The organism is Chryseobacterium sp. MHB01 (genome assembly GCF_034651565.1).
Taxonomy (GTDB): Bacteria; Bacteroidota; Bacteroidia; order Flavobacteriales; family Weeksellaceae; genus Chryseobacterium; species Chryseobacterium nepalense.
This window is the reverse complement of the sequence record NZ_JAYEDA010000005.1, coordinates 208961-223305: the sequence shown is the minus strand read 5'-3', so window position 1 is coordinate 223305 and position 14345 is coordinate 208961. Positions and strand designations below refer to the sequence as shown.

The window sequence follows — 14345 nt, the reverse complement described above, 5'->3', positions numbered from 1 at the left end:
TTAGTTTGAAATTATTTAGATAAATAAAGATCACAAAAATAAAAATTAAAGATTTTTAAAAACTTATGAGATCTTATTATATCTTACTAATAAACAACTTTAAATATATTTTTAATCTTTTGGGTCTTTTGTGGTAATTAAAAATCAAATAAAGTTTAAAGAAATATTTCAGTTCAGTATTTCATTAATTCCCGGATATTCCGAGATTTTTCTGAAAACAAAACGGTTACTTTTCTGAAGTTTCTCAATAAAAAGATCAAGCTCGTTAATAGAATCTGCATCTGTTAAATACTGATCATGGGTAAGAAAAACCAGGTGCCTGGAAGTTTTTTCAAGATCGTTAAAAAAGATACTGTCTACTTTTTTCATCATGGCTTCATGATTTCCTTTTAAAGCCATTTTATTGGTTGGTTTCCATTCAAGGTCCCATCCGATGACTTTATAACCCGCTTTTTTCAGACTGTTTGCGGCTTCTGCGGAGCTTTTCAGGTCGGTAACGGTAATATTGTTCAGTCTCCAGATGTTTCTTCCGGGTGTTCTTGCAATTTTATCGTAGAGTTTCAGGCTGTCTTTAGCCGTATCAAAATCATGAACAACCGCTACCGGATTTTTATAAAAATCAGTGTATTTGTTATGAGCATGCGTAAAACTGTGATTGGCAAGTTCTATTAGCTTATCTTTTCTAAGAAGCTGAAGGTCCTGCTCTTGTTTTTTGCTGCCGTAAACATGTTTTCCTACGAGAAAAGCAGTGGCGCAGACATTTCTTTTGTGTAGAATTCTAAGAAGGTTTTCCGTTCCACGGTTGGGCCCGTCATCGAATGTGAGGTAGATTACTCTTTTGTCGGGCGGAACAATTTCATCAATTTTGGGGACAGCTTTTGCGACGGGATGGTCTTTCTGAATCATTTTTTCTGATTCTTTCTTGTCTTTTTTCTGATTACAGCTGTTACACAGAACTGAAGTTGCACTCATCAATGCAAACATCCCAAGAAAAGTCTTTTTTAGAGACTTTTCCGCAAAAGTTTTTGTCATAAAATTAAATGGAATTGAGTTGTTAAAATTTGTTAAAAATCCAAATAATTATTAACAAAAATTATACCTTTTTATAGGCTTATTTTGCTTTTTAATTTTATTTTAATAAATTATTTATGAAGTGTTTTTTTATTCCAGAATACTTTTTAAATATAGTCCGTTTTTGACAGCTGAAGTTCCCCAGGTATTATTGAAAAATATAAAGGTCTGATGTTGAGCTGTGTTAATTTTTTTCGCTAAATCTTCAAGGAATTCTTCACTGTACCCGGACTTGTAGAGCACAGGTTTACCATGAAGCCTGTAATAAAGAATAGCAGGATGATTAATGATGACATCTTCCGGCAGATTTCCGGGAAAACTTACACCTGACACGACAATATTATTTTCTTTAAGTATGTTAAAAACCTCTTCATTCCACCATGAATCATGGCGGAATTCAATAACATTTAAATAATTGAAATCAACATTTTGAAGAATTGTATCTAAATTTTCCGGAGTGTTTTTGAAAGATGGCGGAAACTGATACAGGAAACCGGACAATTTTTCTTTCAGATGAGATTCAATATGTTCACAAAAAGCAATGATTTCCTCTTTGCACTCTTTCATCCTTTTTTCATGAGAAATGGTTTTCGGAATTTTAATGAAAAATCTGAAATCATCAGGAGTTTCGTCCGTCCATTTGATCAATGTTTTTGCAGTCGGCTTTCTGTAAAAGGTGGAATTGATTTCAACACAGTTGAATTTCTGAGAATATAAGGTAAGAAAGTCTTTACTTCTGGCATCTTCCGGATACAGCGATCCCTTCCAGTCATTATTGTAAAAACCCGAACAGCCGATGTATAGATTTTCTTTTTTCATATTTTCCATAGGTGATTTTTAATTAAGATTTTCCCAAGTATCTGGCAAATCCGTGAAATCTCCGGAAGATTAAATTATTTATTCAGATCGACCGAATTTAATCGCAACGAATTTAAAATGACAGAAAGTGAACTTACACTCATAGCTGCCGCTGCGATCATTGGTGACAATAATATTCCGAAAAACGGATACAATAATCCTGCCGCAACCGGAACTCCCAAGACATTATAGATAAAGGCAAAAAACAGATTTTCTTTAATATTTTTCAGAAGTTTTTCACTGAGAATCCTTGATTTTGCCACTCCCGAGATATCACCCTTCAATAAAGTGATTTCGGCGCTTTCCATGGCAACGTCGGTTCCTGTTCCCATTGCAATCCCGATATTGGCCTGGGCAAGGGCAGGAGAGTCGTTGATCCCATCGCCGGTCATGGCAACAATTTTTCCCTGCTGTTGTAGTTTTTTTACTTCATTGAGTTTATCTTCAGGATGGCAATTGGCTTTAAAATGTTTGATTCCGAGTTCATCAGCAACGGCTTTTGCTGTGTGTTCATTATCTCCGGTCAGCATAATCACTTCAATTCCTTCATTTACCAGTTGCTGGATTGATCTTTTAGCATTTTCCTTTATTTTATCGGTAAAACTTATGAATCCCAATACGCTTTCGTTTTCTGCAACATAAGAAACGGTATGGGCCTTCGATTGCACTTCTGCCGCTTTTTGTTTCAGCTTTTCAGGAATGGAAATACGATGAGCAGAAAGAAGACTCTCATTTCCTACATACACTGTTTTTCCGTCAATTATTCCTTTCACTCCTTTACCGGAGATATTTTCAAATTTTTCAGTCTTTTCTGCTTTGATATTTTCTTCTTTTGCCTTTTTTATAACGGCACTGGACAAAGGATGTTCCGAATTTTGATTTAAAGAATAAGCTAATTTCAGGATTAAATTTCTGTCGGTGTTCATCGTCTCGATATGTTCTGCAGAAGGCTTTCCTTCGGTTAAGGTTCCTGTTTTGTCGGTAATTAAAACATTTACTTTATTCATTTGTTCAAGCGCTTCGGCATTTTTTATTAAAATTCCGTTTCTGGCACCTTTACCAATTCCTACCATCAGAGACATCGGTGTGGCAAGGCCCAAAGCACAGGGACAGGCAACAATTAAAACGGCGACAGCATTCACAAACGCAAAAAGACTTCTCTTTTCTTCAGGGCCGAAAAGCTGCCAAAGGATAAATGTGAGAACAGCTGCCAAAATAACTGCCGGAACAAATATTTTTGAAACCTTATCGGTAAGCTTCTGGATAGGAGCTTTGCTTCTGCTGGCTTCGTTAACCATCTTTATGATATGTGACAGCAATGTATCTTCGCCTACTTTTTCAGCTTCCATAATGAAAACCTGATTTCCGTTAATGGTTCCTGATGAAACTTTATCATTAATTTTTTTCTCCACAGGAAGCGGCTCGCCGGTGATCATGCTTTCATCAACATTGGAACTTCCTTCCGTAATTTTTCCGTCAACAGGTATTTTCTCGCCTGGTTTCACTTTAAGAAAGTCACCGATTTTAACCTGTGAAAGCAGTATTTTTTTTTCTTCCCCGTTGATGATAACATTGGCTTCGTCGGGAGAAAGGTTCATTAATTCCCGGATGGCATTTCCTGTTTTCCTGTGAGCTGCCGCTTCCATTAACTGACCTAAAATGACCAGCGTTAAAATTACACATACCGCTTCAAAATATAAAGGCGTTTCATGATGCTCTCCGCGGATTTGGTGAGGAATAATATCAGGGAAGAGCAATGCTATAATACTGAAAATAAAAGCTGCCGCAACACCAAGAGCGATCAGACTGAACATATTTAGGTTCCATGTTTTAAATGAAACCCAGCCTCTTTTCATTAAGAACCACCCCGAATAAAAGAGCACGGGAAGCGTTAGAATCAATTCAATGATTCCCTGAACCTCATGAGAAAACGGAAAGTTAATAAACATTCCTCCCATAGAGAGAATGAAAACAGGAAGCGTAAACACCAGTGAAATAATAAATTTTTTCTTTAAAATTTTGTAGGTTTCATCTTCACTATCGTCTTCTTTTTCCGGCATCCTCACCAGGTCCATTCCGCAAATCGGGCAGTCTCCGGGTTCATCACGGATAATTTCCGGGTGCATGGGACAAGTGTATTTTGCCGTCTTTTTTTCAGGATATTTTACGAGATCCATTCCGCAGACAGGGCAGCCTACATTTGAGTCGTAGACTTTATCGCCTTCACAAAACATGGGACAGTAATATTTTCCCGCCATAGCATCGGTTACTTTTGGCGGCTCGTGATGATGATCATATTGGTGTGAATGATGATGATTTTGGGTTCCTGAATTTTTAACCAACTCTTCAGTAATTTCTTCCAGATGCATATTGCAGACAGGGCAGTCTCCTTGTTCAGGATAAATTTTATCGCCTTCGCAAAACATGGGACAATAATATTCACCAATATGATCTTTGAAATTTTCCGGAAGATTTGAAGAAGAATATGCTGGTTTGTAATTGGGATCTTTTGCTAATTTATCTTCAACAGGAACGAGGTACATATTGCAGACAGGACATCTTTTTCCCTGCTGGAAGTACACTTTTTCGCCTTCACATTCCATTGGGCAATAATATACGGATGAAGGGGAAACACGATCCTGAGGATTTACAAAAACATTATTTTGTTTAGAGGGGATTTCCAAACGGTAATTTCCGGCTTCTTTAAGGGCGTCATTTAAAAAATTCAGATCTGCTTTCTTATCTGAAGTAATGGTTACCGTGCTGTTTTCAAGATTAACATCGGCTTTTATATCTTCCAGACTATTGAGTTTTTCAGAAATCTTTTTCTGACACCCGGAACAGGTCATTCCTAAAACTGTATATTGATATTGCATGATTCTTTATTTATCATACAAATTTCCAAAATTGTACCGGAAGGCTGTTATAGATTTAAGGATAATGTTTACAGAATTTTGTCTGACTTTGAGTGTAGGGTTGGAGAATTATAGAGTAGGAGTTGTAATATTGTAATGTTATATAAGTTTTGATTAAATATTTCACTGTCAGCAAAAGTAAATACTATAAAACTAAAACTCTAAAAACGCTCAAACTTGTTTAAATCTGATCCAGCGGTTTCCGGTTGTGGACTTTCAGTTTTTTAAATTCTGTGGGTGTAAAACCGGTGCTGTTCCGGAACTGAGACGATAGATGCTGAACGCTTTTATAGCCAAGTTTTCCTGCAATTTCTGTTAAGGTAAACTCATTGTAAAGAAGGAGTTCTTTTACTTTTTCAATTTTTTGAAGGATAAAAAACTGCTCCAGGGTAATATTTTCGTTTTGAGAAAAAGTCTTGGAGAGTGTGCTGTACTCTTTATTAAATGTATTGCTCAGAAAATCAGAGAGGAGAAAATCCTCATCAATATCTAGTTCGCTGATTTTTATAATGATGAGGTTTTTAATTTTTTCAATAATCTGGCGGGAAGAATCTTTAATCCTTTCAAAACCTGTTTTTTCCAGTAATTTTTCCAACTGCAAAAGTTTTTCTTCAGGAACATCAGGTGAAGTCTCCACTTCACCGAGACTTATACTTTTAACGTCGATATTTATTTCGTTAAAAATACCCGAAACCGCAGTGATGCATCTTTCACACACCATATTTTTTATATAGATCTTCATTCCGGGATCTGCTTGCTCAGCCTGTCTTTTACAAATTCTACTTTAGTTTTGCCGTGTGGCGCAGGATTTCCGTTTTCATCAAGATTTACCATAACAATTTTATCCACGGTAATAATGGTCTGATGGGTCATTTTATTCCTTACATCACACTTCAGGGTAAGAGAAGTTGATCCGAATCCAGAAACTTCAATTCCGATTTCAATAATGTCTCCCTGTTTGGCAGAACTTACAAAATTAATTTCTGAGATAAATTTGGTAACTACTTTTTTATTTTCAAGCTGAATTACTGCGTATAATGCTGCTTCTTCATCAATCCACTGCAATAATCTTCCACCGAATAAAGACTGGTTAGGATTGAGATCTTCGGGTTTTACCCATTTTCTGGTATGATAATTCATAATTGTTGATTTTTCCCTAGGCAAATTTAGTGTTTAAAACAGGCAAAATCCAACTGATTTACATTTAACATCTGAAAGAAAATTATTTATTTTCTCAATGAACTTCAGTTATGAAGAAAAATTTTATTACAAATTTAGCTTAGAGTCTTATCAAAAATTAATATTTTAATAAATATTCATAAATATTTGATGATGAATTAATACTTTTTAACAAAGGTATATTTTGATTGAAAATTTTATTAATTTTTTTTAAAAAAAGCTTTTGATATGAAATTATAAGTTGTATATTGCACCTGTCTTATATCTGGAATCAATATTTGTTCATTCTTTATGTTGTTTTTCTTTTATAAACCAAATCATTTTTAACATTTTTAATTTTTTAACTCAGATGAACATTTTTGTTTCAAACATCAACTACGCAACGAAAGACTACGAGTTGCAAGATCTATTCTCAGAATTTGGAGAAGTTTCTTCAGTAAAAATCATTACAGACAAAGAAACTGGCCGTTCAAGAGGTTTCGGTTTCATCGAAATGGAAGACGCTGAAGGTCAGCAGGCTGTTGAGGCTCTTAATCAGAAAGAATTCAACGGAAAAACACTTAATGTTTCAGAGGCAAAACCAAGAGAGGAAAAGCCAAGAAGAACTTTCAGTAACAACGCAGGCGGAGGTAACAGAGGCGGCGGAAGTTACGGAGGTGGTAACAGAAGTGGAGGTTACGGAGGTAACAACAGAAGCGGTGGCGGTTACGGCGGTGGAGACCGTGGCGGTAACGGCGGTGGAAAACGTTGGTAAAAAATATAAGCGGCTCTGAAAAGAGCCGCTTTTTTTATGTCGTTATGATATTGTAATTATATTATCAAAAATGTAAGGATATTGTCTTTCTCATATTTTTTCATGATTTTATTTGGTTAACTCACAGAATATTTGTAAGTTAACATAATTAAATTAATGATTATGAGAAGAAAATTACTTTTGGCATTATTCGCAATGCCATTTATTGCCAATGCGCAATTCACCCAGAATTTTGATGCTGGAACAACAATTCCGGCAGGTTGGACAGTCCTAAACGGCGGAGATACCAATACATGGTCTATTGTAGACTATACTGGAGGAAATATTACCGCTTACAGTGGTACAAATACAGCCTCGATAGGTTATGGTTCTTCAGCTCACGATGATTATTTGGTTACTCCTGCTATTACGGTAACTGCCGGTGTGAGTGACTTCCTTTCTTTTTATGCCAGGAGCCGTGATCCTCAGTATCCTGAAACAATCAGTGTAAGAATTTCAACCACAACGCCTACAGCGGCCGCTTTTACAAATACGTTAGCTGCTTCTGTAGCACCTGCAAGCGGGGCTAATTTTTACAGGTATACCTATAATCTTTCCGCATATGTAGGACAGACTATTTATATAGGTTTTCACTCTGCTACAACCGATATGTTCTTTTTTGATCTGGACGACATTTCCGTGGGAGCTATTCCGGCGTGTGATTCTCCTTCAGGTGTTACAGTAAACTCAGTATTATCAAATTCAGCAAATGTAAGCTGGACTGCATCTCCTACCTCAGGTGCTACGTATCAGATTGAATATGGTCCTACAGGATTTACTCAGGGCACAGGTACGGTCATTACTTCGTCAACTACTTCTGCTACTATTCCTAGTCTTACACCTTCAACAGGATATCAGTTTTATGTACGATCCAACTGCGGAGCAAACGGTTTCAGTGCGTGGACTGCTGTAAAATCTTTTACAACAACCTGTACTCCGGTTTCATCATTCCCTTATACGCAAAACTTTGATACAGCAACGATCCCTTCATGCTGGGCGAATGAAGCCGTTTCAGGAGGGGGAACTGCGACATGGAGTTACGTAACAGCAAACGGAAACAGTTCAATAACGCCTAAATCTGCTCCGAGAATGGCAGAATTCAGAACGACAACCGCGGGAAATAAAGCGAAGTTATTAATGCCTGTTTTAAATATTTCCGCACTTGCAACGCCTCAATTAAGATTCAGTCTTGCGAATGTAAACTGGTTTGGCGATGTGGATGAACTGAGAATTTACTATAAAGCAAATCCTTCCGATGCCTGGACACAGATAGGAAGCTCATACACAACGGAAAATGCAGCATGGCTTGATGTAACGATACCGCTTCCGAATAAGTCTGCAAATTATACCATTGCTTTTGAGGGAACTTCAAACTGGGCAAGAGGTATAGATGTAGATAATGTTTCTGTTGTAGATGGATCTTCACTGGCTGTAAATGATGTAACAAGAAATACGGAGGATGTTAAAATCTATCCTAATCCTGTAAAAGATGTGTTGAACATCAATTCTGATAAAAAGCTTAACAGTATTGAAATATTCTCACTTACAGGACAGCTTATCAGAACCATTGACAAAGATGCCAGAAAGGTAAATGTTTCAGACCTGAAAAAAGGTGTTTATTTATTAAGGGTGAAATCCGAAGGAAAAGATCAGTCTTTCAAAATAGTTAAAGACTAGAAAATATACATGGAATTAATAAGGCTGTCTCAGGGTTGAGGCAGCCTTTTTTTATGTTGAAAGTTTTATTCCTTTTCTTTCTTTTTTTTCTTCTTTTTATCCTTGCTTTTCTTTTTATCTTTTTTAGGATTGAGAATTTCATTGGCATATTCAAACGCAGGTTCTTTTTTCAATACGGGATCAATATCAATATTAAAATCTTTCAGATCATCTGCTGAAATCAACTGCTCTTGAACCATAAAGCTTACTATTTCTTTTCCGGAACTGCTGAAAAAATTATCGGAAAGCTGGATAAGTAAGAATTTTCTGTATTCTTCAGCCGGTACAATTGTCTGGTACCTGAATATTCTTCCTTCTTTTTCTGTTGAAAGATATCCTTTTTCCGTCAGTATTTTTAGATAAGTTGAAACTGTATTCTGATGTGGTTTCGGTTCCGGATGCTGTTCCATAATATCTTTCAGATAAAAAGACCCGAGCTTCCACAAAAGTCTCATTAAGTTTTCCTCAGCAGATGTAAGATGATTTATTTTCATATGAAATTCTTAATGTTGAAACTGAATGTTGCAATAAAGATAAATAAAAGATACCACAATGGCAATTCCGGCGCCCATGAATACTTCCCTCGGTGTATGCCTTTTCAAAATAACCCGCGTAACACCTACCAGCGCTGCTATACCCAGCCATATCAGTCCGGCACCTGTATCAATAGCGAAAAACAACGCTGCAACAAAAACGTTGAAAGCAGTGTGCATGGAACTTTTAATATAATAGTTACTGATCTGCATGGCAATAAGCAGAATCAGAATGAAAAGCATGACAAAATCAATATATCCGTTTTTAAAATAATTAAAAGCAAGATAAGAGATTACACAGGCAGCAATGAAAAAATATAAACTTTTGCGCTGATTTCGGTTAGAAACATCCATATTGGTATATCTTCCGGTTTTCACATTCCATACCAGCCAGATAATTACAGGGAGAATGATCATTAATACAATCGGAAGAAAATAGAGGAGGGAATCGTTTAAAGCATAATTTTTAATGCTCATGTAAATAAAAAAAATAATTAAAGATACCAGGGGATTAAAAAAGTCTGATATAATTCTTGAGATTTTATGAATAAATGAAGGCTGTTTTTCTTCCATAATTAAGTTTGACAATGTAAATATAATATTATAAGCAAAAAAACAATGGGCAGGTATACAATAAAAACAAAGTTTTTTTTATAATTTTGCTCAACTATTTCATAATAAATAAGCAAGAGCTCAACACATGAAAGAATTTTCTAAAGAGGTATACCTGAAGTGGTATGAAGATATGACAATGTGGAGAAGGTTTGAAGACAAATGCCGTTCTCTTTATCTAAAGCAAAAAATCAGAGGTTTTTTACATTTGTATAACGGTCAGGAAGCTATTCCCGCAGGATTTACCCATGCAATGGATTTAACCAAAGACAGTATGATCACTGCTTACAGATGCCACATCCATCCGATGGCGATGGGAGTAGATCCTAAAAGAATTATGGCCGAACTTTGCGGTAAAGCTACAGGTACGTCAGGAGGTATGGGTGGATCTATGCACATCTTCAGCAAAGAGCACAGGTTTTACGGAGGCCACGGTATTGTAGGTGGGCAGATTCCTTTAGGTGCCGGGATCGCTTTTGCAGATCAGTATTTTGACAGAAAAGCGGTAAATATCTGCTTCTTTGGAGACGGAGCGGCAAGACAGGGTTCATTACATGAAACGTTTAACATGGCGATGAACTGGAAACTTCCGGTAGTTTTTGTTGTGGAAAACAACCAGTATGCAATGGGAACTTCTGTAAAAAGAACCGCCAACCACGAGGATATTTATAAATTAGGGTTGGGTTACGAAATGCCTTGTCTTGCAGTAGATGCAATGGATCCTGAAAAAGTGGCTGAAGCTGCTTATGAAGCAATCGAGAGAGCAAGAAGAGGAGATGGCCCTACTTTTATCGAAGCAAGAACATACCGTTACAGAGGTCACTCTATGTCTGATGCGGAACCATACAGATCTAAAGAAGAAGTTGCGATTCACAAAAATGATGATCCTATTGAACTGATCAAACAAAGAATCCTGGCAAACAACTGGGCTACCGAAGAAGAATTGGAAGCAATGGATAACAAATCAAGAGATTTCGTGGAAGAGTGTATCGAATTTATGGAAAACTCACCATATCCGGATGCAGAAAAAATCTATGAGTATGTATACGCTCAACAAGATTACCCGTTCTTAGACAAATTAGAAAACTAAAAGATAATAAGTCAATTTGAAAGTTTGAAAATTTGAAAATGATTTATTATCACATCTTTTTTAATTTTCAAATAAACAAATTACCAAATTTTCAAATTAAAATAAATTATGGCAGAAGTAATTACAATGCCACGTCTTTCCGATACAATGACGGAAGGAAAAGTGGCTAAATGGCATAAAAAAGTAGGAGATAAAGTAAAGGAAGGAGATATTTTAGCAGAAATTGAAACTGATAAAGCCGTTCAGGATTTTGAATCTGAAGTAGAAGGAACCCTTTTATACGTTGGAGTAGAAGAAGGAGGCGCTGCTGCTGTAGATTCTGTTTTGGCAATTATCGGTAATGAAGGAGAAGATATTTCAGGATTAACTGGTGGTGAAGCTCCTAAATCCAATGATTCTGAAGAGAAAAAAGTGGACGAAGACCATAAAACAGAAAATAATGCAACCAGTATAGAACAGGCTGATGCTGAAGTTCCTGCAGGTGTGGAAGTGATTACAATGCCAAGACTTTCCGATACAATGACGGAAGGAAAAGTGGCTAAATGGCACAAAAACGTTGGCGATACCGTGAAAGAAGGCGATCTCCTTGCTGAAATCGAAACCGATAAAGCGGTTCAGGATTTTGAATCAGAATTCAACGGAGTATTATTAAAGCAAGGTGTTGAAGAAGGTGGTGCTGCTCCTGTTGATTCAGTTTTAGCGATTATCGGACCAGAAGGAACGGATGTTTCAGGAGTTGGTGCTCCTAAAGCAGCTTCTTCATCGTCAGAAAAGCCTGCTGAACAGAAAACGGAAGTTAAATCAGAAGAAAAAGCGTCTCCTGCTGCAGATTCTTCATCTACAGACAGAGTAGCGATCTCTCCTTTAGCAAAGAAAATGGCTCAGGATAAAGGTGTTGATATTAATAGCATTCAGGGTTCAGGAGAAAACGGAAGAATCGTTAAAAAAGATATTGAAAATTACCAGCCTTCTGCATCTAAACCGGCCGCTTCAGCTCCGGCTGCAAGTCCTGCCGCACAGGTGGCATTAAGCTTCGTTCAGGGTGAAGATACGGAAACCCCGAATTCACAGGTAAGAAACGTTATCGCAAAACGTCTTTCTGAAAGTAAATTCACGGCTCCTCACTATTATCTGATGGTTGAAATCAACATGGATAAGGCAATTGAGGCGAGAAAAGAAATCAACTCTTTACCGGATACCAAAATTTCTTTTAATGATATGATCATCAAAGCAACGGCTGTTGCGTTAAGAAAACATCCGCAGGTAAATTCAAGCTGGGCAGGTGATAAGATCATTCACAGAGGAAACATCAATGTAGGTGTAGCGGTTGCAATTCCGGACGGACTGGTTGTTCCTGTTCTTAAGAATACAGATCAGATGAACTATACCCAGATTTCTGCTGCAGTGAAAGATATGGCTGCAAGAGCGAAAAACAAAGGACTTAAAGCAAATGAAATGGAAGGTTCTACATTCTCTATTTCAAACCTTGGAATGTTCGGTATTGAAACATTTACAAGCATCATCAATCAGCCCAACTCTGCAATCCTTTCAGTAGGAGCAATTATTGAAAAACCGGTTGTGAAAAACGGACAGATCGTAGTTGGAAACATCATGAAGCTTTCATTAGCTTGTGATCACAGAGTGGTGGACGGTGCTACAGGAGCTCAGTTCTTACAGACTTTAAAAACGTATCTTGAAAATCCTTTAACTTTGTTACTGTAATTCAGGAAAAATTTTAAATAAATAGAAAGCTTACCAGTATTTTTGGTAAGCTTTTTTATTTTTAAGCTAATTTTAATGACTATCCGTAAATTTTAGAATGATGATTGCTATATTTGGCTTATGAAGTTGGGCAAAATAACATTAGACAAACAAAATATTTTTCTTTTATTACTGATCATAATGGTCGCAGCAGGAAAGCTATTTCCTTTCAGAGATGATTATAATCAGTATTTCAATTTATCAGGATTCATTGACTGGGGAATAGCAGCTATTTTTTTATTATACGGATTAAAGCTTAATATTAAAGAAATTGTAAAAGATATATCCAATTGGAAACTTCACCTTTTGGTACAGTGCGGGACTTTTATTCTTTTTCCTTTGCTGGTATTTCTGTTCTATGGATTTGCAAAAGATACTGCCTATTATACTACCTGGCTTTCCCTATTTTTTCTTGCGTGTCTTCCGTCCACCGTATCATCATCGGTTGTTATGGTTTCCATTGCTAAAGGAAATGTTACTTCGGCTATATTTAATGCATCAATTTCAGGAATTATAGGAATTGTAATGACGCCTTTGTTAATGAGTTTTTTCATTCAGCCCGGACAGGAAAATATGGATAATTCTGAGATTGTTCAGCAATTATTACTCAAAGTTTTATTACCAATTATTCTGGGTCTGCTTTTAAATCCATTATTGAAAAATTGGGTAACCAGATACAGTAAAATCATTGCAGAATTTGATAAAATGATTATTCTTTTGATTGTTTATGAAAGTTTTTCAGAAGCTTTTTCCCAAAATGTTTTTGCTTCCGTTTCGCCGGTTATTTTTATCATTATTGCGGTAAGCGTCATCACTTTGTTTTTTTCAGTGTATGAAATCCTGAAACTGATTTCTAAAAAACTTCATTTTAAAAGAGAAGATATCATAACGACAACATTCTGCGGATCAAAGAAATCATTGGTTCACGGAAGTCTTTTTGTGATGGTTCTCGGAATTGCCGAAGATGAGAAAGTATTATTCCTTTTACCGGTGATGATTTATCACAGTTTTCAGCTGTTTTATGTGAGCTGGCTAGCCAATAAGATTGAGAAAAAATCTCAGATGACTAAAATATAACATAATAAAATTCCTTCTTTATTGCTTTTCAGGATTCAAATCAAATCACTATTTTTGGATTATGATTAAAGCAAGAAATATCCATAAATCTTATGGGAATTTAGAAGTATTAAAAGGTGTTGATATTCATATCAAAATTGGTGAGGTTGTTTCAATTGTAGGAGAATCGGGAGCAGGAAAATCTACCCTTTTACAGATTTTGGGAACCCTGGATCAGCCTACAGCTTCATCGAAGTTTGATACAGAGATTACCATTGCCGGTGAATCTTTTATCAATATGAACGATAAACAGCTTTCTAAATTCAGAAACCAGAATATCGGTTTTGTATTTCAGTTTCATCAGCTGCTTCCCGAATTTACGGCATTGGAAAATGTACTTTTGCCGACAAAAATTGCCGGAGCCAACGAAAAGGAAGCCATGGAGAAGGCGTATGCTTTATTTGAAGATCTTAAAATAGAGCAGAGGCTGCATCATAAGCCCAATCAGCTTTCGGGAGGAGAAGCCCAGAGAGTGGCTGTTGCCAGAGCTTTGATCAATTCTCCGAAAATCATTTTTGCCGATGAACCTACAGGAAATCTTGATTCTAAAAATGCGGATGACCTTCACCGGTTATTTTTTGATCTGAGGGATAAATATAATCAGACTTTTGTAATTGTTACGCACAACCCGAACCTGGCAGAAATCACCGACAGGAAACTGGTTATGAAGGACGGGATGATTATTGAGTAAAAATTTCCGC

13 protein-coding genes are annotated in these 14345 nt (G+C 36.5%); 6 read left to right on the top strand and 7 right to left on the bottom strand.

Features of this window, described 5'->3' with window-relative positions; translation table 11 throughout:
- Positions 1-168: 168 nt before the first annotated feature.
- From U9K52_RS10670 to U9K52_RS10650, 5 genes are all read right to left on the bottom strand, one after another.
- Positions 169-1032 (bottom strand): polysaccharide deacetylase family protein, encoded by an 864-nt coding sequence (locus U9K52_RS10670; protein WP_248393563.1) that lies wholly within the window; start codon positions 1030-1032, stop codon positions 169-171.
- A gap of 129 nt (positions 1033-1161) precedes the next feature.
- Entirely contained in the window at positions 1162-1899 is a 738-nt protein-coding gene (locus tag U9K52_RS10665; RefSeq protein ID WP_263603024.1) for a DUF72 domain-containing protein, read from the bottom strand.
- Positions 1900-1964: 65 nt separating this feature from the next.
- On the bottom strand, positions 1965-4805 hold the full coding sequence (locus tag U9K52_RS10660; protein ID WP_322926424.1) for a heavy metal translocating P-type ATPase: 2841 nt from the start codon (positions 4803-4805) through the stop codon (positions 1965-1967).
- 220 nt (positions 4806-5025) lie between these two features.
- Complete coding sequence (locus U9K52_RS10655) at positions 5026-5586, bottom strand: helix-turn-helix domain-containing protein (protein WP_263603026.1); 561 nt, start codon at positions 5584-5586, stop codon at positions 5026-5028.
- Complete coding sequence (locus tag U9K52_RS10650) at positions 5583-5984, bottom strand: acyl-CoA thioesterase (RefSeq protein WP_248393559.1); 402 nt, start codon at positions 5982-5984, stop codon at positions 5583-5585. The genes U9K52_RS10655 and U9K52_RS10650 overlap by 4 nt, the downstream gene beginning before the upstream one ends.
- Before the next feature lie 388 nt (positions 5985-6372).
- Between U9K52_RS10650 and U9K52_RS10645 the strand changes: the two genes are divergently transcribed.
- Positions 6373-6777, top strand: coding sequence for an RNA recognition motif domain-containing protein (locus tag U9K52_RS10645; protein WP_072882544.1), 405 nt, complete (start codon positions 6373-6375; stop codon positions 6775-6777).
- Positions 6778-6939: 162 nt separating this feature from the next.
- Complete coding sequence (locus U9K52_RS10640; RefSeq protein WP_312176185.1) at positions 6940-8493, top strand: T9SS-dependent choice-of-anchor J family protein; 1554 nt, start codon at positions 6940-6942, stop codon at positions 8491-8493.
- A 65-nt stretch (positions 8494-8558) separates the two neighbouring features.
- On the opposite strand, the gene U9K52_RS10635 is transcribed toward U9K52_RS10640, so the two are convergent.
- Together U9K52_RS10635 and U9K52_RS10630 are read right to left on the bottom strand one after the other, a co-directional pair.
- Positions 8559-9026: a BlaI/MecI/CopY family transcriptional regulator gene (locus U9K52_RS10635; protein WP_248393557.1), complete on the bottom strand. Its 468-nt coding sequence runs from the start codon at positions 9024-9026 to the stop codon at positions 8559-8561.
- A gap of 9 nt (positions 9027-9035) precedes the next feature.
- The gene (locus U9K52_RS10630; RefSeq protein ID WP_248393556.1) at positions 9036-9638 is read right to left on the bottom strand and encodes a phosphatase PAP2 family protein; all 603 of its coding nucleotides are present in this window, start codon (positions 9636-9638) and stop codon (positions 9036-9038) included.
- A gap of 127 nt (positions 9639-9765) precedes the next feature.
- Between U9K52_RS10630 and pdhA the strand changes: the two genes are divergently transcribed.
- The 4 genes from pdhA (at position 9766) to U9K52_RS10610 (ending at position 14335) form a co-directional block, all read left to right on the top strand.
- A complete protein-coding gene (gene pdhA, locus U9K52_RS10625) occupies positions 9766-10767 on the top strand; it encodes a pyruvate dehydrogenase (acetyl-transferring) E1 component subunit alpha (RefSeq protein WP_263603029.1) in 1002 nt (333 codons plus the stop codon).
- Positions 10768-10875: 108 nt separating this feature from the next.
- A complete protein-coding gene (locus tag U9K52_RS10620) occupies positions 10876-12489 on the top strand; it encodes a 2-oxo acid dehydrogenase subunit E2 (RefSeq protein ID WP_322926414.1) in 1614 nt (537 codons plus the stop codon).
- 120 nt (positions 12490-12609) lie between these two features.
- Positions 12610-13605, top strand: a complete 996-nt coding sequence (locus U9K52_RS10615; RefSeq protein WP_263603031.1) for a bile acid:sodium symporter — start codon at positions 12610-12612, stop codon at positions 13603-13605.
- A 61-nt stretch (positions 13606-13666) separates the two neighbouring features.
- A complete protein-coding gene (locus U9K52_RS10610) occupies positions 13667-14335 on the top strand; it encodes an ABC transporter ATP-binding protein (protein ID WP_263603032.1) in 669 nt (222 codons plus the stop codon).
- The last annotated feature ends 10 nt before the right edge of the window (positions 14336-14345 follow it).

Excerpts from the sequence above, each read along its gene's own strand:
- U9K52_RS10635 (WP_248393557.1), bottom strand. The coding sequence starts at position 9,026 with ATGAAAATAAATCATCTTACATCTGCTGAGGAAAACTTAATGAGACTT.
- U9K52_RS10670 (WP_248393563.1), bottom strand. The coding sequence starts at position 1,032 with ATGACAAAAACTTTTGCGGAAAAGTCTCTAAAAAAGACTTTTCTTGGG.
- U9K52_RS10620 (WP_322926414.1), top strand. The coding sequence starts at position 10,876 with ATGGCAGAAGTAATTACAATGCCACGTCTTTCCGATACAATGACGGAA.
- U9K52_RS10665 (WP_263603024.1), bottom strand. The coding sequence starts at position 1,899 with ATGGAAAATATGAAAAAAGAAAATCTATACATCGGCTGTTCGGGTTTT.
- U9K52_RS10660 (WP_322926424.1), bottom strand. The coding sequence starts at position 4,805 with ATGCAATATCAATATACAGTTTTAGGAATGACCTGTTCCGGGTGTCAG.
- U9K52_RS10615 (WP_263603031.1), top strand. The coding sequence starts at position 12,610 with ATGAAGTTGGGCAAAATAACATTAGACAAACAAAATATTTTTCTTTTA.
- U9K52_RS10610 (WP_263603032.1), top strand. The coding sequence starts at position 13,667 with ATGATTAAAGCAAGAAATATCCATAAATCTTATGGGAATTTAGAAGTA.
- U9K52_RS10650 (WP_248393559.1), bottom strand. The coding sequence starts at position 5,984 with ATGAATTATCATACCAGAAAATGGGTAAAACCCGAAGATCTCAATCCT.
- U9K52_RS10640 (WP_312176185.1), top strand. The coding sequence starts at position 6,940 with ATGAGAAGAAAATTACTTTTGGCATTATTCGCAATGCCATTTATTGCC.
- U9K52_RS10655 (WP_263603026.1), bottom strand. The coding sequence starts at position 5,586 with ATGAAGATCTATATAAAAAATATGGTGTGTGAAAGATGCATCACTGCG.
- U9K52_RS10645 (WP_072882544.1), top strand. The coding sequence starts at position 6,373 with ATGAACATTTTTGTTTCAAACATCAACTACGCAACGAAAGACTACGAG.
- U9K52_RS10630 (WP_248393556.1), bottom strand. The coding sequence starts at position 9,638 with ATGGAAGAAAAACAGCCTTCATTTATTCATAAAATCTCAAGAATTATA.
- pdhA (WP_263603029.1), top strand. The coding sequence starts at position 9,766 with ATGAAAGAATTTTCTAAAGAGGTATACCTGAAGTGGTATGAAGATATG.